Consider the following 22518-nt stretch of genomic DNA (forward strand, 5'->3'; position numbering starts at 1 on the left):
TGGCGTTCCGGATGGTGCGACCTTGTCGGCTGGTACCGATAATGGTGACGGCACTTGGACGCTGGGATCGGATGATCTTGAAGGTTTGACGATTACGCCTGCTGATGACTTCTCTGGTAGCTTCGATCTTGGCGTTACGGCGCAGTCGGCAGACGGTGAAGATATCGCGACCACGACCGGCTCGATTACGGTTGATGTTGCAGGTGTTGCGGATGCCCCGACGTTGGATGTCGCGGACGCAAGCGGTTCTGAAGATTCAGCGATTGCGCTTGATATCGATGCTGGTCTGACAGATTCCAGTGAGATTCTCACTGTGACGATCAGTGGCGTTCCGGATGGGGCGACGCTGTCTGCGGGTACGGATAATGGCGATGGCACCTGGACACTGGGCTCGGATGACCTTGAAGGTTTGACGATTACGCCAGCGGATGACTTCTCTGGCAGCTTTGATCTCGGCGTCTCCGCTCAGTCAGCTGATGGCGAAGATGTTGCGACGACGTCTGGATCCATCACGGTTGATGTTGCGGGGGTTGCAGATGCCCCGACTTTGGATGTTGATGACGCAAGCGGCACCGAAGATAGCGCGATTGCACTCGACATCGACGCTGGCCTCACTGACAGCTCCGAAACCCTGACAATCACGATTAGTGGCGTGCCGGATGGTGCGACCTTGTCTGCCGGTACAGATAACGGTGACGGCACCTGGTCGCTGACATCAGATGATCTTGACGGGCTTACTGTTACACCGCCTGCGGATTACAGTGGGTCTTTCGATCTGGAAATTACGGCAAGCACGCAGGACGGTGTTGATATCGCGACTGTTACAGACACCGTCATGGTCAATGTAATTGGTGAAGCGGATCTGCCGACCCTTGAAGTTTCGGATGCAGCCGGTGCCGAAGACAATGCCATTGCACTCGACATCGATGCGGGCCTGAGCGACGCATCGGAAGTTCTGTCGATCACGATTTCCGGTGTTCCGGACGGGGCAACTCTGTCGGCTGGTACGGATAATGGTGACGGCACCTGGACGCTGGGATCGGATGATCTTGAAGGTCTGACGATTACGCCAGCGGATGACTTCTCTGGCAGCTTTGATCTTGGCGTTACGGCGCAATCGGCAGACGGCGAAGATGTCGCAACGACCTCGGGTTCGATCACGGTTGATGTTGCCGGTGTAGCCGATGCGCCAACTATGGATGTTGCTGACGCCAGCGGTTCTGAAGACAGCGCAATAGCATTGGATATTGATGCGGGTCTCACCGACAGCTCGGAAGTTCTGACGGTCACCATCTCCGGTGTTCCGGATGGGGCAACCTTGTCAGCTGGTACCGATAATGGCGATGGCACCTGGACGCTGGGATCGGATGACCTTGAAGGTCTGACGATTACGCCGGCCGATGACTTCAGCGGGTCGTTTGATCTGGGTGTTACCGTTACCTCAACCGATGGTGAAGACACGGCAAGTGTGAGCGATACGATTTCTGTCGGTGTTACGGGTGTTGCCGATGCGCCAGGCCTTGAGGCCTCGGATGCAAGCGGTTCTGAAGACTCAGAGATTGCACTTGATATCGGAGCAGGTCTGGGTGATGCATCGGAAGTTCTGTCGGTCACGATCTCCGGCGTTCCTGATGGCGCAACCCTGTCGGCTGGTACGGATAATGGTGACGGCACCTGGACGCTGTCCGCAGCGGACCTTGAAGGCCTGAGCATTGATCCGGCGGATAACTATTCCGGATCGTTTGATCTGAGCATCACGGTAACCTCGACCGATGGCGAGGATACTGCAAGTGTCAGTGACACAATCACGGTTGATGTTGCAGGTGTTGCCGATACCCCGACGCTAGATGTATCTGATGTTTCGGGCTCCGAAGACTCAACGATCGCCCTTAGTATCGATGCGGGTCTGAGTGATGCATCGGAAGTTCTGTCGGTGACCATTTCGGGTGTTCCGGATGGGGCGACGCTGTCTGCTGGTACAGACAATGGTGATGGCACCTGGACGCTGTCAGCGGCAGATATTGAAGGCCTGAGCATTAATCCGGCGGATAACTATTCCGGGTCGTTTGATCTGAGCGTTACGGTGACTTCGACCGATGGCGAAGACACCGCGAGTGTTAGTGACACAATCACGGTTGATGTCGCAGGTGTTGCAGATACCCCGAGCCTTGAGCTTTCTGATGCTTCCGGTTCTGAAGATTCGGCCATTGTACTTGATATCGATGCCGGTCTGCCTGACAGCTCAGAAGTTCTGACGGTCACCATCTCCGGTGTTCCGGATGGGGCGACTTTGTCGGCTGGTACCGATAATGGGGATGGCACCTGGACGTTGGGATCGGATGACCTTGAAGGTCTGACCATTACGCCGGCCGATGACTTCTCTGGTTCGTTCGATCTTGGTGTGACAGCACAGTCTGCAGACGGTGAAGACGTTGCGACCAGTTCCGGTTCGATCACGGTTGATGTTGCCGGTGTGGCGGATACACCGAGCCTTGAGGCATCTGATGCGTCGGGTGACGAGGATACAAGCATCGCACTTGATCTTGATGCTGGTTTGACCGATGCATCGGAAGTTCTTTCAATCACCATTTCCGGCGTGCCGGATGGCGCAACGCTGTCTGCAGGCACCAGCAATGGGAATGGCACTTGGACACTGTCAGCAGGGGACCTAGAAGGGCTGAGCATTACGCCGCCTGATGACTATTCCGGATCGTTTGATCTGGGCGTTACGGTTACCTCGACCGACGGTGCAGACACGGCAAGTGTCAGTGACACAATCACAATTGATGTTGCCGGTGTTGCCGATACACCGACCCTGGAAGTTGCCGATGCCACGGGGGATGAGGGCAACAGTGTCGCACTTGATATTGATGCCGCTGTTACCGATAGCAGTGAAACATTGACGGTTACGATCTCTGGCGTGCCAAATGGTGCGAGCCTGTCGGCCGGGACCAATAATGGAAACGGCATTTGGACCTTGAGCGCAGCCCAGCTGGTCGGGCTGACGATTATGGCGGGCAGTGATTATGCCGGTACGTTTGAGCTGACGGTGTCTGTTCAGTCTCAGGACGGTGATGACACGGCGACAACCACGGCCATTCTTGAGGTCACCATTGAAGAAACAGTCGACAGCGATGAAACCCGCTGGGGATCAGATAGCAGTGAGGTGTTCGAGACCGGGTCAGGAAATGACACTGTTGGTGCCGGTGGCGGTAACGATACGGTATCGACCAATGGCGGCAATGACACGATCTGGGGCGGCAATGGCAATGATGTGATCCATGCCGGTGCAGGTGATGACAGTGTGACCGGCGATGACGGTGATGATTATATCGATGCCGGGGCCGGAAACGATACCGTCCATGGCGGCGAAGGTCACAATACCATCTATGGCGGTAGCGGGAATGACTACATCACCGGTGGCAGCGGCAATGACAGCATCTATGCCAGTGATGGTGACAACATCATTTATGCCAACGAAGGCAGAAACCACATTGAAACCGGTGCAGGCAATGACAGCCTCTATGCCGGCAGCGGCGATGACACGATCCTTGGCGGAGACGGCAACAACTATGTCAGTGCTGGCGAGGGTGACAACTATATTGTCACCGGATCGGGGAATGACCGGATCTATTCGGGCAGCGACGACGATAAAATCAACGCCGGTGATGGCAATAACGAGATCGATGCCGGTGGTGGCAAGAACACCATCTGGGGCGGTTCAGGGAACGACACCGTCAATGTCGGGTCCGGCGATGACAAGATCTATGCCGGTGACGGCAACAATACAATTGCCGCCGGTGAAGGCAAAAACACCATCGAGACAGGCAGTGGCAACGACACCATTACGACCGGCAGTGCAAATGACACCGTAACATCCGGTGACGGCAATGACCGGATCGAGGTGAGTGGCGGCGATAACACTGTCTGGGGCGGTGGTGGTGACGACTCGGTCCACGGTGCCTATGGCGACGACAGTTTCTATGGCGGCGATGGCAACGACATTCTGGTTGCTGACGGTGGTGACAACTATTTCGACGGTGGGGCGGATAATGACACCCTGACCGGCGGATGGGGCAAGGACACCTTCTATGGCGGATCAGGCAATGACACGCTTGATAGCGGCGGTGGTGATGACAAGCTGTATGGCGACGACGGGGATGACACCCTGAGTGGTGGTGCAGGCAAGGATACACTTAGTGGCGGTGACGGTAATGACCTGCTGCTGGGAGGCGATGACAACGACACCCTGATGGGCGGGTTCGGTGATGACGCGCTGTATGGCGGCGGGGGATCCGATCTGTTCATCTTTAACATGGGTGAGGGCAATGACACTGTGGATGGTGGTGCCAATGGATGGACCACCGATACCATTGAACTGAACGGCCTGGGTGGCGGGAAACTCGACTCGAGTGACTGGACCTTGATCCTTGATGAAGGCGAGATCACCGATTCGAAAAAACACCATCTTGAACTTTCCACCGATTCGTCTGGAACAATCGTCTTTTCCGATGGTTCTGAGTTGACATTCTCCAATGTCGAACGTATCGAGTGGTGACGAATTCGCATTTCGGGTGCCGTCGGGACGAAATCCTGACGGCATTGCCGGTTTTCTGGGGGTAAGTGCCTTGTCACGAGTTGACAGCTCAGGTGTGAAGCCCTATACAGCGGACCTCGAATTTAATCGGATTACCTTATTTAGAACGGAGTAAGTGCAGTGAAGCGCACCTACCAGCCTAGCAATCTCGTACGGAAACGCCGTCACGGCTTCCGTTCCCGCAGCGCGACCGTCGGTGGACGCCGTGTGCTTACCGCACGCCGCGCCAAGGGCCGCAAGCGTCTGTCGGCCTAATGTTGTGACCATTTCGGTGGAACGCCTTAAAAAGCGTACGGAATTCCTCCGTGTTGCGGGCACCCGCCGAAAATGGGTTACACAGGGATTGATCCTTCAGGGCGCTCCGCGTCCCGGGATCAAGCCGGATACAGAATACGCCGGTGAAGACCAACTCGTACGAGTCGGATTTACCGTCACCAAGAAGGTGGGAAAGGCCGTCGTCCGCAATCGCGTTCGGCGGCGTTTGCGTGCTGTGGCAGAGCAATTGATGAGCGAACACGCATTGCCCGGTTGGGATTATGTCGTGATCGGTCGCAACCAGACCATTGATCGGCCGTTTGAAAAGCTGATTGATGATATGCGGTTTGCCCTGCGCCGTGTCCCTGATGCCAAGCCGTCTGCACCTGATACACGCCGTTCCCGCAAGGGGCACGGTGGGAACCCGTCAGGCGGTTCGACGAAGGCAAGAGGCCAAGCCAAATGATTTCTTCCAATCCTGCGCCCGGTCCCCTTGCCCGTCTTCTTCAAATCGCAGTTCGCGGTTACCAGCTCTTTTTATCGCCTTATATCGGGTGGTCATGCCGCTATCAGCCGACCTGTTCGGCTTTCATGATGGAAGCATTGGCCCGTCATGGGGCAATAAAAGGCGGCTGGATGGGAATTAAACGGATAATGCGTTGCCATCCATGGGGTGGTCATGGTTATGATCCCGTGCCCGGATGTGGCTGCGAACAAAACAAAGCGTCGTCGGATGGTGAAAACCGGTCCCCGGCGCTTTCGTCATGTAAATAGAATGCGGTCAGTATTTGCTGACTGAACAAAGCGGAAAGAGGCGATGAACGAACAACGTAACCTGTGGGTGGCAATTGCATCGGCAGTTGTGATTCTTATCGGGTGGCAATTCTTCTTTGCGCCCGAACCTGATATGCAGGTTCGCGAAGCGCAAGTTCGTGAACAGCTTGATGCAAACGGCAGCACTGCGCCGCAAGTATCAACCGGCGGGCCGAGTGTCCCGGGAGGGCAGCTTTCTGTCCCGACGGTCAAACGCGAAGACGCATTGGCGAAATCGCCGCGTATCGTGATCGATACTCCGCGCGTCGAAGGTTCGATTCGCCTTGTTGGTGGTGTCATTGACGATATCCAGCTTCAGGATTATCACGAGACCGAAGAACCCGACAGTCCGCTGATCCATGTTTTGAACCCGACGGGCAGCAGTGATGCCTATTTTGCCGAGTTCGGCTGGGTTGCTGGCGATAAGGGCGTTGCTCTTCCCACCAGCGAGACCCGCTGGACCGCAAGTGGCGAAACACTGACGGCCGATAGCCCGATTACCCTGACTTGGGATAATGGCGCGGGCCTGACCTTTAAACGCGAGATTGCGATTGACGAGAACTACATGTTCACCGTCAACCAGTCGGTTGTGAATAACAGCGGTGGCGACGTCACCCTGTATCCATACGGCCTGATTTCGCGCAAGAACAAGCCGGTGACTGCTGGATTCTACATCCTGCACGAAGGCCCGCTTGGTGTGATCGATGGCACCCTGACCGAGATCGACTATGACGATCTTGCCGATGACGGGGCAATCACAAAGAAAACCACCGGCGGCTGGCTTGGCATTACCGATAAGTATTGGCTGGTTGCGCTGGCACCTTCCTCGGACGAGGAAATGACCACGCGCTTTAGCCATCATGTCGCGGACAATGCCGACAAGTATCAGACCGATTATCTTGGTGCGGCCCGTACCATTGCAAATGGTAGCGAAGGTGTGGCCGAAACCCGTCTGTTTGCCGGTGCAAAGGAAGTAACCCTGCTTGATAGCTATGCAGAGGATTACGGCATCACCAACTTCGATCTCGCGATTGATTTTGGCTGGTTCTACTTCCTGACCAAACCGTTCTTCCTGGTTCTGCAGTGGATGTATCATCTGGTTGGCAACTTTGGCGTTGCGATCCTGTTGATCACGGTTGCCGTTAAGGCCATCATGTTCCCGCTGGCCAACAAGTCGTACAAATCCATGAGTGCGATGAAAAAGCTGCAGCCGCAGATCACTGAAATGCGCGAGCAGTTCAAGGATGATCGTCAGCGTCAGCAACAGGAAATGATGGCTCTGTACAAGCGTGAGAAAATCAATCCGGCTTCGGGTTGCTTGCCGATCATTGTACAAATTCCGGTCTTCTTTGCGCTGTATAAAGTTCTGTTTGTCAGCATCGAAATGCGCCATGCGCCGTTCTTTGGCTGGATTCAGGATTTGTCCGCACCGGACCCGACGTCGCTGTTCAATCTGTTTGGTCTGATCCCGTTTGATCCGCCGCAGATGCTGATGATCGGTATTTGGCCGTTGATCATGGGTCTGACCATGTTCCTTCAACAGAAACTGAACCCGGCACCGGCTGATCCGACCCAGGCAAAGATCATGATGTTCTTGCCATTGATCTTTACCTTTATGCTGGCAAGTTTCCCGGCAGGTCTTGTGATCTATTGGGCCTGGAACAACACGTTGTCGATCCTTCAGCAGCGTTACATCATGTACAAGATGGGGATGTAAATCCCCATCTACCCTTCACGGGTTGATATTTCCTTTGGGGAATATCCCCGTGTTACGGGGAAGGAATAACGATGACAGACGAAATCTTACCGTCGGTAACTGCGATACCGACATACGAAGCATCCGAAATCGAAGCCGGGCGGAAACTTTTTTCCCGCCCGGTTACGTTTCTTCTTGGTGTGGCTCAGCTTGAACAATTGCCGCCGGAAGACAAAACGGAAATCTGTTTTGCCGGTCGGTCCAATGTGGGCAAATCCAGCCTGATCAATGCGGTCACGGGCCGCAAGGATCTTGCGCGTACGTCCAATACGCCGGGCCGTACCCAGCAGCTTAACTATTTTGATCTTGATGGGGCCTGCCACATTGTCGATTTGCCTGGTTATGGCTTTGCCCAAGCCCCCAAAGGTATTGTTGAGACGTGGCAAAACCTGATCAAGCAGTATCTGCGTGGACGGGTAACCTTACGGCGTGTCTTTGTGCTGATCGATTCCAGACATGGCTTTATGAAGGCCGACCTAGAAATGATGAAGGTGCTTGATGAAAGTGCCGTGACCTATCAGGTTGTGCTGACCAAGGCAGATAAGCTAAAAAAAGGACAGCTCGAAAAACGTATCAAGGAAGTGGTGAACGCACTGGTGAAACATCCAGCCGCCTTGCCAAAAATCTTTGCAACGTCGAGCGAAAAGAATACCGGACTGGGCGAATTGCGCGCCGAGATATCGTCGCTGCTGTAAAATTGCCTGCCTGATGCGTCAATATGGGGAAATAGGATGAACGAAGAAATCCGTTCTGAAGAAGACCAGTCGGAATCCAGCGCGTACCGGACATTGGCACGTGCAAAAGTCTTGTCCGAGGCGCTTCCCTATATGCGACGATTTAACGGTCAGAAGATCGTGATCAAGTATGGCGGCCATGCGATGGGCGATCCTGAACTGGCGCGTTTGTTTGCTCAGGATGTGGTTCTTTTGAAGCAGGTCGGCATGAACCCGATTGTGGTACATGGTGGCGGGCCGCAGATTGGCCAGATGCTTAAGCAGCTTAATATCCAGTCTGAATTTGTCGATGGCCTTCGGGTGACTGATCAGCAGACCATCGATGTTGTCGAAATGGTGCTGGCGGGCAAAATCAACAAGGAAATCGTTTCGAACATCAATGCGGCTGGCGGGATTGCGGTTGGTCTGTGCGGCAAGGATGCCAATCTTATCACCGCACGCAAGCTGACCCGCACGAAACGGGACCCGGAAAGCAATATCGAGAAGGTTCTTGATCTTGGTTTCGTTGGCGAGCCGGTAAACGTCAATCCGCATGTTCTTGATTGCTTTGTGAATACCGACATTATTCCGGTTATTTCACCGATTGGTGTTGGCGAAGACGGTCAGACATACAATATCAATGCTGATACGGCTGCGGGTGCGATTGCAAAAGCGGTTGGCGCACGTCGTCTTTATATGCTGACTGACGTAAAAGGTATCCTTGATGCAGATAAGAACCTTGTACGGGATGCCGACACTGACCACATAAACGCAATGATCGCCGATGGTACGATTCAGGGCGGCATGATCCCGAAGACCGAAACCTGTATGGATGCGGTTCAAAACGGGGTTGAAGCGGCTGTTATTGTCGATGGGCGTGCCCCACATGCCGTCTTGCTCGAACTGTTTACCGAGCGCGGTGCAGGGACCATGATTCGCGGAAGCTGATCGTCGAGGACGAACCACCACTTTAGTATAGTTTAGTATGACGTATATCTGGTTCCGTAAGATAAATTGAGATATGTTGATGCCAATTATGACGCGAATAACGCGTAATACATTGACTTAACGATCAAATTACCAGTTGGAGCAACCGTTGTGACCACGACGGAACAACAGATATCCCGCCATTGGGACTATGCGGACGCGACTCTCAAGGCCTTGCGTGATCGGGGCTTACGTCCGACCCCTGAACTTTACCATGTGTGGTTCGTCTATTTCGCCGAAGAAAATCCCGAAATATTACGTGTGATTGATGCCGTACAGGCCAGTGGTGACCACTTGCCTGAAGACACACTTCTGCAGCTTTACTACCGCTATATTTTCGACCGTCAGGCGGCTGATTTCCTTCAGCGCGGCATGGAAGATTTTTCCGAGCTTGTCGAAAATAGCGACGAATGCCTGAACACAGCGCGATCAGGGATGAACCAGTATGCCGAGTTGCTTGGCCGGTCGTTAGAGACTCTTAAAAAGCATAAAGAGGTTGGTCCGGTTCTGAGCGAAGTGCTCGAACAGACCGATGAGATGAAGCAGACGATTGAAAACCTGCACAAGCGTCTTGATAGCTATTTAAACCGCGTCACATTGCTGCAGCGTGAGCTGGATGAAACACGTGAGCGGTCTTATACGGATGGTCTGACACGCGTATCAAACCGCATGTATTTTGAAGAACAGCTTTCTTTGCTTGCGGCGGAATATGATTCTTCAGAAACGCCGGAAACCTTCTGCGTGATGATGGTTGATCTTGATCAGTTCAAAGCTGCCAATGATCGGTTCGGTCATCGGATCGGCGATGAAATCCTCGTTCTGATTGCCTCCATGCTTAAAGCCAATATCAAGGGGCGCGATATCGTTGCCCGGTATGGTGGCGATGAATTTGCAATCTTGCTGCCGCAAACACCGCTTAGCGATGCGATGAACCTGGCTTCTGATATGAGCAAGCGCATTGCCGCGCGTGAGATCAAGGCAAAGAATTCCGGGACGTCCTATGGTCACATGACCATATCTGTTGGTGCTGCGGAATATGTTGCTAATGAAGGCGGGGCCAAACTGATTGACCGTGCCGACAGTGCGCTCTATCGCGCCAAGAAAGACGGTCGCAACCGTCATTTTGCTGCCGAGTAACAGTGTTTCTACCGCCAATACCGGCAGGTGACGTTGTATTCGCGTCCAATGCATGCGTGCCATGACGGTGCCGGACTTGCATTGAAACGTTCAAAAGCGTATGTAACCAGCGCCCGGCACGGTCACTGACTTTGCCGGGCATTCCGCTCTTGCTGCACCGGAATGCGGGGCGCAGGTGGAATGTTTCCCAAATCCAAGATAGATCGCAGAATGCCGAGCATGAAAGAGCCGCGCGTCGTTACATTTGGTTGTCGCCTTAACACCTATGAATCCGAGGTGATGCGCGACCATGCCAAAAATGCAGGTCTGGATGATGCGATCATTATCAACACCTGCGCTGTCACGACCGAGGCCGAGCGTCAGGCACGGCAAAGTATTCGCCGCCTGCGCCGGGAAAATCCGGATGCCAAGATTTTCGTGACCGGCTGTGCGGTACAGGTCAATCCCGACAAATTCGCCAAGATGGGCGAGATTGATCGCATCTTTGGCAACGATGCCAAGATGAAAGCCGAAACGTTCCTGATGCCTGATCATGAACGTGTTGTCGTCAATGACATCATGTCGGTCGAAGAAACGGCAAGCCATCTTGTTTCCGGGTTTGAAGGCCGTGCGCGTGCCTTTGTTCAGGTCCAGAATGGCTGTGACCATCGCTGCACGTTTTGCATCATTCCGTTTGGCCGTGGCAATTCACGCAGTGTTCCGATGGGCGAGATCGTGGATCAAGTCCGTGAACTGGTTGCCAATGGCTATGGCGAAGTCGTTCTGACCGGGGTTGATATTACATCCTATGGTCATGACCTGCCGGGCAAGCCGACATTGGGGCAGATGTCGCGCCGGTTGCTGGCACAGGTGCCTGAACTGCCGCGTTTGCGCATTTCATCAATTGATCCGGTTGAAGTCGACGAAGATCTGTTCCGGTTGATTGAAACCGAACCACGTTTGATGCCGCATATGCATATCAGTTTGCAGGCAGGGGACGACATGGTGCTTAAGCGCATGAAGCGCCGCCATTTGCGTCAGGACGTGATTGATTTCTGCAAAAAAGTCCGTGATTTGCGCCCCGATGTGACGTTTGGTGCCGATATTATTGCCGGTTTCCCGACGGAAACCGATGAGATGGCCGAAAACACCCTGCGTCTGGTTGATGAATGTGGGCTGATTTATTTGCATGTCTTCCCGTATTCTTCGCGTCCGGGAACGCCCGCGGCACGGATGCCCCAGGTGCGCAAGGATTTGCGCAAGGAACGCGCATCCGCCCTTCGCGCCGCAGGGGATGTTCAATTGACCGGTTTCCTTAAATCACGCATCGGCATGACCGAGAATGTGTTGGTTGAAAAGGAAAATACCGGCCATACGGAGCATTTTGCTCCCGTTCTGCTGGATCGCGTGATAGAACCGGGCACGATAGCAAAAGCCAAGGTCGTCGGCCTTGAAGATGGAAAACTAATTGCGGAGCTTGTGGGATGAGTGAAGAGGGGAAAACGAGCTGGTTTGCCCGGTTGAAAAACGGGCTTAAGCGCTCCTCCTCAAAGCTGACCACCGGGATTGCCGATATCTTCACCAAGCGCCGTCTTGATGACGATGCGCTGGAAGAATTCGAAGATCTTCTGATTACGTCTGATCTGGGTGTCACGACCGCTGCGAAACTGAGCGCGGAACTGGCCAAAACCCGGTTCGATAAAGAAGTCGATTCTGCGGAAATCCAGGAATTCATTGCAGAAGAAGTCGCCAAAATCCTTGATCCGGTGGCAAAGCCGCTGGTGATTGATGCGACGAAGAAACCCCATGTGATTCTGGTGGTTGGCGTCAACGGGTCGGGTAAAACCACTACGATTGGCAAACTGGCCAAGACCTATAAAGACCAAGGCCTGAAAGTCATGATGGCGGCGGGTGATACGTTCCGTGCGGCTGCGGTCGAACAGTTAAAGGTCTGGGGGGATCGCACCGGTTGCCCTGTGATTGCCCGCGATACGGGTGCCGATGCGGCGGGGCTTGCCTTTGATGCGATCGATCAGGCCCAGCGCGAAGGCTATGACCTTTTGTTGATTGATACGGCCGGTCGATTGCAGAACAAAGCGCATCTGATGGACGAACTGACAAAGATCGTTCGCGTGATCAAGAAGCGCGATGAAACGGCCCCGCACGATACGCTGCTGGTTCTGGATGCGACGACAGGCCAGAATGCCCATTCACAGGTTGAAACCTTTGGCCAGGCGACGGATGTTTCCGGCCTGATCGTGACCAAACTTGATGGCACGGCAAAGGGGGGCGTCGTTGTTGCCTTGGCAGAGAAATTTGGCAAACCGGTTCACGCAATCGGGGTTGGCGAGGCGGCAGAAGATCTACGCCCGTTTAATGCCAAATCCTTTGCGCGTAGCTTGGCCGGTCTTGAAGACTAAGCATTCAGGCACGCATTGAAATATCAATACGTCAGAAGGCAGCCCCAACGGGCTGCCTTTTTCGGTTTTAAAGTGATTTCAAAATGCCGCTGATCGACTTGTGAAAATCCGCGATCTCGCGTTTTAGCGCGCTGACATGCGTTTTGATGTCTTCGGGTAACTGTTCCGCAGCAAGGGCGGTTACTTTCTCCTCAAGCACCCTTGCGCGGGTAGTAAGGCCATTGGCAAGGCGATGGTCTGCATCCTTCAGCAGCCACCCCATGACCCGGTCTCGCAATTCTTCCAGACTGTGCAGGTCAGGGTCTGGTGATGCGGCAAGAATCCCGTAAGGATGAAGGTCCTGTTCGAGTTGGCGATAGATGTTGCGTAAGGCGCGTGTTCCGTCATGGCACAATGATTTGAGTTCACTATGTTGTGCTACAGGATAAGTGGCCTGCAGCCGTAAGGCGAGATCAAGCGTATCGCGCATGACATCATTGATCTCGTTTGCATGAACAAGCGGGGCTGTGTGTTCTTCGCCGTGGGTCTGGTCTGCTAGGCCAACAAAGCTGTTCGGTGCAAACACCGCCAAAGCACCGGCGCGAATGGAAAATTTGGCGGGAAGTTTGCTGATGATTTCACCATCGGCAAGGATCGGCGCGCCATCTTCGCCGTTAATTGTGATCGCATCGCATTCCATGGTCATGGCAAATTCGCTGTCATCAACCGAGCCAAACAGAAGTTCGGCTGCAACATCAAGCCCGCTTAGCGTATCGACACTGTCGCGAATGGCAAACATATGTAAAAGCCCGTCTTCCGGGCTTTTGGTTTCACTTGGGCGCAGGCCACCGCCAAAATACCGGCCATTGGTAATGGTTAACTGCCGGAGTTTAAGGTTCTGTGGACTGTTGGTGCCGCAGGTGATCGTAAGGTCCATCGGTGCCATTTCATGCCAGCTTTGCCAATTGGCAACAGCATAGCTAATCGCACCAAGATTACGTTTCAGATCCGGGTTAATGCGTTTGCGCGCATCTGCGGGGACACCGATACTTGCCGCATTGATAAAGCTTTGATCATTGGCATAGCCGACATCAAGCATCCTGATCTGACCATGAATGGACGCACGCGCGGCATCGATTAAATCATCAGGCAGGGTCAATGTACGGGCAAAGTCATTCGCCGTCCCAAGCGGAATGGGGATCAGAACTGCTTGTTTGGATATCACTGCATCAAGAATGGCATTGATGGTGCCATCACCACCGCCCACGGCAACAATGTCGCCGGGCTTGCTGTTGTTTGTGATCTGATCGCGAATGGCGTCCGGATTGTCACACAGGGTGAGTTCCGTTCGATACCCGGCATCCTCAAACACGTCGCGCAATGCCTGTGCGCCATTCTGGCGCCATTCATCAGGCAGCTTTGCCTTGGTCAAAAGCAGACGGACATTCCCAGTCAGATCAGAACTTTTCACGGCGTGTACCTTTAAATGAATGCGAGGATGGTGGTTTGAACCGGCGCCTGATGGCGCCAGTTCAATAAATGGTCCTGGTTACGAGATGGTGGCGCGCAGCATCCACGCGGCTTCTTCGTGCACACCAATTCGTTCGGTCAGAAGGTCGGCGGTTTTCACGTCATCGACTTCCTCGGCGGCAGAAACACCTTCACGGATCAGGCGGGCCATTTTTTCATGATCTTCGACAAGTTCCTTGATCATGTCGTTGGCCGGAAGAAGTTTTTCCTGATCCGCGATCACGGAATTTTCCATCATCTCTTTTAGGCCGGTAGGTGCCGCAAAACCGATGGCCCGAATACGTTCTGCCATATCATCGATGGCAACATTAAGGTCTTCATATTCCTCTTCGGTCATTTTGTGCAGGGAATAGAAGGCCGGGCCAACCACATTCCAGTGAACACCACGGACTTTGGCATAGAGTACGTGCGAGGAGCCAATGATCTGTGTCAGCATCTTGGCCAGTTCGCGGCGATCCTTGCGGTCCATGCCGGTTTCGACGGGGAATTCCTGTGCAACGGTCTGCATACTGCTATGTGCCATGAGTAAGCTCCTTTGGTTTTGGTGCGTCGCCAAAATGCGCGGCGCGTCATATGACGTGCCGCGTTTTATTTCGTTAGACGGACGCTTTCCCCAATAACGCGGTTATTCTTCAAAGGTTCCATCATGTTTAGACGTAATTAAAATGAACACAATTGGAACATTCTTTTGCTGCATCCGTTTTGGATAGTAAGCAGCGTGCAAGTAATTGTGCTGCTTTTTAATAAACCAGGAGGTTGTGATGTTGAGCAAGAAGATGTTGATGATTGGTACTGTTGTTGTGTCCTTGGTTGGGGTCGTACCGGCCTATGCCGGATCGGCGACGTCAACCGATGCATCCGGCACAATGGCAACCGATGATGCGATGAAGTCTGACGCGGATAAAATGGGCGATAAAATTGCGCTCCAGTATGAAGAGGCCAAAGACTTCACGTTTGAGCAGAAAGAAGATTTCCTGGCCTGGGTTGATGAAAAATCCAGCCAGCTTGGCGAAAAATATGACGAGGTTTCCGCACGTGTCGGAAGTGATAGCGAAGAAGCTGTTGAAGATTTGGCAAGTGCCTGGAATCAGGCAAGCGACGAGCTGAGTATGGCATTCGATAATGCAAAAGATGCATCTGCCGATACTTGGGAAGACGTCAAAGCCAATACAGTGAATGCGCTTGAAGATGCGCAGAAAGCTATCTCGGACGAAGAAACCGCCGAGTAAGACGTCACAACCTGAACTCGGTGGCGTGACGTCCGGGGAAAGCAGTCCGCCCAAAATGGGCGGGCTGTTTTTGTTTTGAGTGTGTGATCAAACACGCACAGGGGCAGAGAAGCGGAGGAAGAATGACGCAACAAAGCGCACCCCGATCGCGTGTGAAGCGGTTTTTGAAAAAGACACAGGAACGATTGGCCGGACTTGCTGCCGGGCGCAGGGGGCTTGGCGGGATTGCGGTTGCCTCTTTTATGGAAACCACAATCATTCCCGTGCCAATTGAAATCATCATCGCCCCGATTATGGCCGCGTCACGCGCACGGGGATTCATCGTTGCAACGGTTACGTTGATCGGAAGTGTTGCCGGTGCGCTGTCACTTTATCTGCTGGCATGGGCGTTATTTGATGACCTTGCCCAGCCATTGATTGATGTGATGGGCTGGCAGGATGAATTTGATACGCTGGAGACGAAATTCGAAGAAGGTGGTTTCTGGGTGGTGTTTGCCATCAGTATTGCGCCGGTTCCGATGCAGATCGCGGCCCTTGCTGCCGGGGCGGCATCCTATCCGGTCTGGTTGTTCCTGATCGCGATAATGCTGTCCCGGGCGGTGCGGTATTACGGATTATGGCTGCTGGTTCTTGGCTTTGGTGCGGGTATTTCGCGAATCTTTGCCGGTGAAAAACCGGAATTTAACCCTGATACGCCCCGTTGATATTCTGATTTTTCGATCAAAAAGACAAAAGGCCCGGCAAAATTGCCGGGCCTTTTGTTTGTTGGGGCGTGCTTTTATTCCGACTCAACACGGAAATCGGTCGTGCTTTTGCCTTCGGTATCAGGTTCTGCGACATCTTCAGACACCAGACCGCGACGGATCAGCTCTCGGATTGCGGCCGCGCGGGTTGGCATCCGATGCTCAAAACGCCAATCATCAATAAGCTTCAGCTCCTCGTCATCAAGCATGATCTGGAGTTTTTCTGTTCTTTTCGGCGATGCCACGTGGGTTTCCTGTCAATTTCAGGTGTTGTTAAAACCGTCTGAAACCATTGAAAATCAATGCGTTCAAAAATTTTGGAGTAACTTACGTTACCGCCATTTCCTCCATAAAACAACTATCTTGCTGCAGTGGCGTATCTCCAGTCTGTGATGGAAGTAATGTAAAGTAATTATAGGGTGTATTTAATGTAAGGTATTGATGTTATCTACAATGTGTCAGATATGTGTCTTGATAATGTTAAGTATGTTCTGTTTGTTCACTGTATTACCTTAGTTAACCATACGATTTTACTTTTAATTCTATTTTGTTTTGTTACGGTTAGGTCATCCGAACAAGGAGGTTGTGATGTCTACACAAGTGATGAACGAAATCGAAGACCATGTACCCGCGTTGCGCCGCCACGCTTATCGTCTGGCCGGCAGCATGGATCGCGCACAGGATCTGGTTCAGGACACATTGTTGAAAGCCATCAGCAAAAAGGATCAGTTTGAAGAGGGCACCAGCCTTAAGGCCTGGTTGCACCGTATTCTGTTCAATACGTTTATTTCAGGTAAGCGCCGCGAGAAAACACGCGGCCCGCAAGTCGACTGGGATGATCTGGGTGACGTATATGGTCATGGAAGCAATCAGATGGCTCGTTTGCAGCTTCGTGATGCCGACCGTGTTCTTGATGAACTGCCCGAACAGGAACGGCAGGCGATCATGCTGACTGCTGTTGAAGAAGTATCCTATCAGGATGCTGCAGATCAGATGTCGGTCGAAATCGGCACGGTCAAGTCCCGCGTTGGTCGGGCACGTCGCAAGCTGCGTGCATCGGTGGGTCGAATCGAAGCGCGCGAACATGCATCACGCTTCATGCCGGAGGCAGCCTGATATGACCTATGTTCTTGCGGTATATGGCAAGGAGGACATTCTTTGTTATGTGCGCGGAACACTTGAAGATGACGCAGAAAAACAGGACATCGAAAGTCTTGTCGAAAGTGATCCGCGTGCTGCCAGTATTGTCTGTAAATTGCATTCTATCGAGTTAGGTGACGCATGGGCATTTGATGATCGCGCCCGGCGTCGGCTGGATAAATTGCAGAGAATTGCCGAAAAGTCAGGTGTATTAGCGCAAGCTATGCATTGAGAGAATACAAGCTACGCATCAAATAATATTGACTTTGATGACCAGCGGTCAGATACTTGCCTATATCAGGGTTGATCGTCTTTTCCCTCAACGTCTAAGGCCCTTCCCTGAAATTGCCGAAACCGTCCCCCGGTTTCGGCACTTTTTTTGTCTAAATTCCATCGCAGTCACACTGTTTCAGGTTATGGCAATCCTTTGGTCGGCCTCCGGTTATGGGCAGCGTGTCAAAACTGTCATTTGGAATTTTTGAAAATAAACCCGACATATAAGATGTAACCATCTGAAACCGACAGAAAATTGGGCTTGAGGGTCGTATTCATGTTTTTGCATGAACGGGTTTTCGCCCTCAGATTGAGAAATGCTGAAAAGTTTTCGGTTGTCAGATGGCGGGCGGGCGGTGATAAATCTCTCGCTCCAAGGGCTTTTGTTATTGATCGGGCGCGATTTCGCGCACCTGGATCAGATGAAAGAACCCAAACAACAATAACAAAAAGGAGCATCTATTATGGTTTCAGGAGTCCACGGATCGGTCCGCGATCTGTTTGAATTCACCGATGCTGAACAGGCAATTGCGCGCATCAAAGATATTTATGTGACCGGTGCCCAATCTGTCCAAGAAGCCTTTGAGCGTTTTGGCAAAGGTCAGCAATCATCCCCTGTGCGTGCCTACTACCCGTATCTTGGGATCGAAGTGCCGCCAGAAAAGTTGCATGTCGAAAGCACCTTGTCATTTGGCGCACCGCGCGACCCGGGTGTGTATGGCACAACACTGACCCGTCCAGACCTGTTTGAAGAATATTACCGTGAGCAAATCCAGCTTTTGCTTAAAAACCATGACGTTCCGGTCGTGGTTGGCGTATCGGACCGTCCGATCCCGTTGCCGTTTCTGGTTGAATCGGCAACCGATAGCATCGGCCCGACCGATATCCGTCCAATGCAGTTGATCTTTGATATGCCAGATCTTGCACGGACCGATGATGACGTCGCCAATGGTGTTCATTATGGTCACAATGCCAGCCCCGGGCCAAAGCCGCTGTCGCTGTTTTCGGGCGAACGGGTGGATTATTCGTTGGCGCGCTTGCGGCACTATACCGCGACAGCGCCGGAACATTTCCAGAAGTTTGTGCTGTTCACCAACTATCAGCGTTACGTCGATGAGTTTATCGAATTCGCCAAAGAACAGCTGGAAGATCCCAAAAGCCCCTATATCGCGTTTGTCGAACCGGGGCCAAAGGTGCATGTCCGTAAAAATCCCCCCAAAGGGTGGAAGAAAATGGGCGAGGCGGTCAAACAACTGCCCCAGATGCCGTCCTACCATTTGATCCGCGAAGACGGCCTTGGTGTGACGCTGGTAAATATTGGTGTTGGCCCGTCAAATGCGAAAACGGCGACGGATCATATTGCTGTGATGCGCCCGCATTGCTGGTTGATGCTGGGCCACTGTGCCGGGCTTCGCCGCAGTCAGCTTCTGGGCGATTATGTTCTGGCCCACGGTTATGTGCGTGATGATCATGTGCTCGATTCCGATCTGCCGTTATGGATACCGGTCCCGCCGATTGCCGAGGTACAGGTTGCCTTGGCTGATTCGGTTGCAAAAATCACCGGTCTTAAAGGCCGCGAGATGAAAGCACGCATGCGGACAGGGACGGTGGCAACGACGGATAACCGGAACTGGGAGCTGCGCTATAGCGAATTGTTTGTCCGGCTTAACCAGTCACGGGCGATTGCCGTTGATATGGAAAGTGCAACGATTGCTGCGAACGGTTTCAGGTTCCGTGTGCCTTACGGAACACTTTTGTGCGTGTCGGACAAACCGGTCCATGGGGAACTGAAGCTGCCGGGCATGGCGAATAATTTCTATCGTCAGCGCATCGGTCAGCATCTTCAGGTTGGTCTCGATACGATTGACACCCTGCGTCAGGACGTCAATCAGCTTCATTCCCGTAAACTGCGTTCTTTGGACGAGCCTGCTTTCCGCTAATCATATGCCCCCGCTTTCGGGCAATGTTTGGCCATATCTTTGACCCCTGCCATTGGTTGATCCCGATGGCAGGGGTTTTGTTATGATTTGATGACGAATATTTATCCGGTCCGGTTTTGGCTTTGTGCCCATAGTTTGTTTGCGTATGGTCAGAAAAATTGATGCATGCCATCTGATCAAAAAGGCCATAAACCGCGATGTCCAACCCGATAAAAACGAACCAATCCGTGACAGATGAGGGTCCTGCGTCTGCGCCGGGTGCTGGCGCGGGTGTCGGGTTGTGGCAAATCTTTTTGATTTTCCTGCGTCTTGGCCTAACCAGTTTTGGCGGGCCGGTTGCCCATATCAGTTATTTCCGCGAAGAATTTGTCGCACGCCGTAAATGGCTCAGCGATGCGCGCTATGCCGATCTGGTCGCCCTGTGTCAGTTCGTGCCGGGTCCCGCCAGCTCACAGGTTGGTATGGGTATTGGCATGGCGCTGGGCGGTGTGCGCGGATCTCTTGTCGCGTGGTTTGGCTTTACCATGCCATCGGCCATCGTTCTGGCCATTCTTGGTATGGCATTTGTCAGCTTTGATTTGGCGGCGATCGACGGCGTCATTCGTGGATTGAAACTGATTGCCGTCGGGGTGGTTGCTCATGCACTTTTGGGGATGGCGCGGACCCTTTGCCCGGATATCCCGCGTATTCTTTTTTCGATACTTGCTGCAATCATCATGATTGCCAGTGACACCGTTCTTGCCCAGTTTGGCGTCATTCTTGGCGGAATGGGTGCGGGGTTTGTTCTGCTCAGGGACAAAGTAACCGATGATGACGGCGAACCCCCTGTTGCGCATTCGGCAAAGGGTGCTGTCCTAGCACTTGGTGTTTTCTTTGGCCTGTTGATCATATTGCCGATTGCGGCCGGACTTGATCCAAGCGGTCTGTTTGCGGTGATTGACGGGTTTTATCGCAGCGGGGCCTTGGTGTTTGGTGGGGGGCATGTTGTTTTGCCCTTGCTGCAAAACGCGGTGGTTGATCCGGGGTGGGTTGATCCTGAAACCTTCCTTGCCGGGTATGGTGCCACACAGGCGGTGCCGGGGCCCATCTTTACCTTTGCCGCCTATCTCGGCGCGGCCCTTCATACCGGGGCAGGTCAGACTGGCATTTTAATCAGTGCGATCACGGCTTGTGTGACGCTGATTGCGATCTTTTTGCCAGCATGGTTGTTGGTGATCGGGTTGCTGCCGTTCTGGGATCGTGTCCGCCATATTTCATCCATGCGGGCCGGTTTGATGGGGGTGAATGCGGCGGTTGTCGGATTGCTGGCGGCTGTTTTATATGACCCGATCTGGACCGGGGCCATTCATGATGTCTTTGACATTGGCTGTGTGATTTTGGCCTTTGCCATTTTGCAATGGCGGATCATGCCGGTTTGGGCCTTGGTCGGCCTTGGGGCGTTGGTGGGATATCTGGCCGGTCTTATTTAACGTCGTCTGCCGATGCGTTTTCAGTATCATCACCATCAATGATCTCGCCATCGACTTCATCCGGCATATCAGGGAAAACGGCACTGATATCCGAGATGAATTTACGCAGGCTAAAGGCTTCTCTTTTGCGGGTGACACCCAGGCGGACAACAACCAGTTCCTTTGACGGGATAATCGTCATCGATTGACCATCATGGCCCAGTGCGAAAAACGCATCTTCGGGGAGTGTGGGCACATCGCGGCGTGGATTGCCGTCATCATCGCGCCCCCCCGGCAGATCAAGCCACCAATGGGCACCATAAATTCCGTCAGGGTCATTTTCAGCAGGGCTGGTTGAATATTTCACCCATCCTTCAGGCAGAAGACGGGTTTCCTCCCACACACCGTCCTGCAGGAATAACTGGCCGATTTTGGCCCAGTCGCGTGCGGTGGTATGCATAAAGCTTGATGGAATAAAATAGCCATCCGGGTCGGTTTCAATCACGGCATTGTCGATGCCAAGCGGGCGAAACAAAAGATCGGTCGGGCGGACAAGATAGGTTGATCTTGATCCGCTTAGATTGCGAACGGCAGCCGACAGGATATTGGTCGCCCCGGAATTATATGAAAAAACTTCACCCGGTGTGTTTTCCAATGGCATTGAAACGGCATAACCCGCCGCAGCCTGTTCGATAAACAGCATCTGCACCACATCGGAAAGCGGGTTCCAGTAGCTTTCATCAAACTCAAGCCCGCTTCGCATATGTAAAAGATCATCATAGGTAATCAGCGCACGCGGATCGTTGGTTTGCGCCTGCCATTCATTGATCAAAACCGGGCTGGTGACATCTGGCATCATGCCTTCGTTGCGCATCCGGCCCAGAACCGCGTTCCAGACACTTTTGGTCATTGACCAACCGGGCAGGGGCGTTTGCGACGAGATGCCATCCGCATAGCGTTCGGCAACGACCTTGCCTTGATGGAGGATCAAAACCGCACGGGTTCGACGTTCTGGCTGAGAACCGGGTTCATCCATCACATCAAACAGGATGTTGTTCAACGCACGGCGATCAACATTCCCCGGCAAGCTGGTTGTCAGAAGCGATTTTGCGGCAACCTGGCGGATGATCGGGGTGGAGTTGCGCAGCTGTGTGATGTGGGCCTGATCATTGGCCAGCGTGCATCCAAGGTTCGGGCGATACACCGCAAAGCGTTTGCGAAATCCAAACGCATGCGCACTGACAGTCTGGTTGCGTAAATCAACATTGGTGGTGATCAGGGATAACAGGGGGCTGTTATCGGCCAGAACGTCTTCGGCCCGTGCCCGGCTTGATGTCAGGCCGTTCACAAAGATCGCCGAACACATGATCTTTGCGCCATATGCCGCACCGACTGGTGCCAGCCAGATGAAGAAAGCAGATACAACAGAAAGGCCAATCAATATCAGTCCGATAAAGATGGCCTTGATCAACTGCATTCCACGTCCCTGCCTTGCGTTTATATCGCTCCTCAAAACTTAAGGAAATGGAGGGTCGCCTGCTTCGCGGGATAGGTCAAGTCATCGTATCGTATAGGTTAG

20 protein-coding genes are annotated in these 22518 nt (G+C 53.1%); 16 read left to right on the forward strand and 4 right to left on the reverse strand.

Annotated features, from left to right (window positions below; genetic code table 11):
• From RIC05_RS00640 to ftsY, 10 genes are all read left to right on the forward strand, one after another.
• Positions 1–4558 (forward strand): beta strand repeat-containing protein (locus tag RIC05_RS00640; protein WP_350047813.1); only part of this gene is annotated, 4558 nt, incomplete at its 5' end.
• Positions 4559–4717: 159 nt separating this feature from the next.
• The gene (gene rpmH, locus RIC05_RS00645) at positions 4718–4852 is read left to right on the forward strand and encodes a 50S ribosomal protein L34 (RefSeq protein WP_033369208.1); all 135 of its coding nucleotides are present in this window, start codon (positions 4718–4720) and stop codon (positions 4850–4852) included.
• A 4-nt stretch (positions 4853–4856) separates the two neighbouring features.
• On the forward strand, positions 4857–5318 hold the full coding sequence (gene rnpA / locus RIC05_RS00650; protein ID WP_350042385.1) for a ribonuclease P protein component: 462 nt from the start codon (positions 4857–4859) through the stop codon (positions 5316–5318).
• Positions 5315–5626 (forward strand): membrane protein insertion efficiency factor YidD, encoded by a 312-nt coding sequence (yidD, locus tag RIC05_RS00655; protein WP_350042386.1) that lies wholly within the window; start codon positions 5315–5317, stop codon positions 5624–5626. The genes rnpA and yidD overlap by 4 nt, the downstream gene beginning before the upstream one ends.
• 43 nt (positions 5627–5669) lie before the next feature.
• Positions 5670–7382, forward strand: coding sequence for a membrane protein insertase YidC (gene yidC, locus RIC05_RS00660; RefSeq protein WP_350047815.1), 1713 nt, complete (start codon positions 5670–5672; stop codon positions 7380–7382).
• A 71-nt stretch (positions 7383–7453) separates the two neighbouring features.
• On the forward strand, positions 7454–8116 hold the full coding sequence (gene yihA / locus RIC05_RS00665; protein ID WP_350042388.1) for a ribosome biogenesis GTP-binding protein YihA/YsxC: 663 nt from the start codon (positions 7454–7456) through the stop codon (positions 8114–8116).
• 36 nt (positions 8117–8152) lie between these two features.
• Positions 8153–9082, forward strand: coding sequence for an acetylglutamate kinase (gene argB, locus RIC05_RS00670; RefSeq protein WP_350047817.1), 930 nt, complete (start codon positions 8153–8155; stop codon positions 9080–9082).
• Between the two features lie 150 nt (positions 9083–9232).
• Positions 9233–10258 carry a GGDEF domain-containing protein gene (locus tag RIC05_RS00675; protein ID WP_350047819.1) on the forward strand — a complete coding sequence of 342 codons (1026 nt, stop codon included), beginning with the start codon at positions 9233–9235 and terminating at the stop codon, positions 10256–10258.
• A gap of 219 nt (positions 10259–10477) precedes the next feature.
• Complete coding sequence (mtaB, locus tag RIC05_RS00680) at positions 10478–11725, forward strand: tRNA (N(6)-L-threonylcarbamoyladenosine(37)-C(2))-methylthiotransferase MtaB (RefSeq protein WP_350047821.1); 1248 nt, start codon at positions 10478–10480, stop codon at positions 11723–11725.
• The gene (gene ftsY, locus RIC05_RS00685; RefSeq protein WP_350047824.1) at positions 11722–12657 is read left to right on the forward strand and encodes a signal recognition particle-docking protein FtsY; all 936 of its coding nucleotides are present in this window, start codon (positions 11722–11724) and stop codon (positions 12655–12657) included. The genes mtaB and ftsY overlap by 4 nt, the downstream gene beginning before the upstream one ends.
• A 67-nt stretch (positions 12658–12724) precedes the next feature.
• On the opposite strand, the gene RIC05_RS00690 is transcribed toward ftsY, so the two are convergent.
• Positions 12725–14107, reverse strand: a complete 1383-nt coding sequence (locus tag RIC05_RS00690; protein ID WP_350047826.1) for a diacylglycerol/lipid kinase family protein — start codon at positions 14105–14107, stop codon at positions 12725–12727.
• Positions 14108–14185: 78 nt separating this feature from the next.
• Positions 14186–14689, reverse strand: a complete 504-nt coding sequence (locus RIC05_RS00695) for a Dps family protein (RefSeq protein WP_350047828.1) — start codon at positions 14687–14689, stop codon at positions 14186–14188.
• A 238-nt stretch (positions 14690–14927) separates the two neighbouring features.
• Here RIC05_RS00695 and RIC05_RS00700 point away from each other — a divergent pair, with 238 nt between their 5' ends.
• Both RIC05_RS00700 and RIC05_RS00705 read left to right on the forward strand, forming a co-directional pair.
• Positions 14928–15395, forward strand: a complete 468-nt coding sequence (locus RIC05_RS00700) for a hypothetical protein (RefSeq protein WP_350047830.1) — start codon at positions 14928–14930, stop codon at positions 15393–15395.
• A gap of 122 nt (positions 15396–15517) precedes the next feature.
• On the forward strand, positions 15518–16099 hold the full coding sequence (locus RIC05_RS00705) for a YqaA family protein (protein WP_350042396.1): 582 nt from the start codon (positions 15518–15520) through the stop codon (positions 16097–16099).
• 74 nt (positions 16100–16173) lie between these two features.
• On the opposite strand, the gene RIC05_RS00710 is transcribed toward RIC05_RS00705, so the two are convergent.
• Positions 16174–16383, reverse strand: coding sequence for a hypothetical protein (locus RIC05_RS00710; protein WP_350047832.1), 210 nt, complete (start codon positions 16381–16383; stop codon positions 16174–16176).
• Positions 16384–16726: 343 nt separating this feature from the next.
• On the opposite strand from RIC05_RS00710, the gene RIC05_RS00715 reads away from it, so the two are divergent.
• The 4 genes from RIC05_RS00715 to chrA all read left to right on the forward strand — a co-directional run bounded on the left by RIC05_RS00715 (position 16727) and on the right by chrA (position 20960).
• Positions 16727–17254, forward strand: coding sequence for a sigma-70 family RNA polymerase sigma factor (locus tag RIC05_RS00715; RefSeq protein ID WP_350047834.1), 528 nt, complete (start codon positions 16727–16729; stop codon positions 17252–17254).
• Position 17255: 1 nt separating this feature from the next.
• Positions 17256–17510 carry a hypothetical protein gene (locus tag RIC05_RS00720; protein WP_350047836.1) on the forward strand — a complete coding sequence of 85 codons (255 nt, stop codon included), beginning with the start codon at positions 17256–17258 and terminating at the stop codon, positions 17508–17510.
• Between the two features lie 505 nt (positions 17511–18015).
• Positions 18016–19491 (forward strand): AMP nucleosidase, encoded by a 1476-nt coding sequence (locus RIC05_RS00725; RefSeq protein ID WP_350047838.1) that lies wholly within the window; start codon positions 18016–18018, stop codon positions 19489–19491.
• A gap of 227 nt (positions 19492–19718) precedes the next feature.
• Complete coding sequence (gene chrA, locus RIC05_RS00730; protein WP_350047840.1) at positions 19719–20960, forward strand: chromate efflux transporter; 1242 nt, start codon at positions 19719–19721, stop codon at positions 20958–20960.
• Here the strand turns inward: chrA and RIC05_RS00735 are convergent.
• A complete protein-coding gene (locus RIC05_RS00735; RefSeq protein WP_350047842.1) occupies positions 20953–22416 on the reverse strand; it encodes a serine hydrolase domain-containing protein in 1464 nt (487 codons plus the stop codon). The two genes, chrA and RIC05_RS00735, sit on opposite strands and share 8 nt — an antisense overlap.
• Positions 22417–22518 lie beyond the last annotated feature (102 nt).

This window comes from Thalassospira sp. (genome assembly GCF_040218635.1).
In the GTDB taxonomy this organism is placed as follows: domain Bacteria; phylum Pseudomonadota; class Alphaproteobacteria; order Rhodospirillales; family Thalassospiraceae; genus Thalassospira.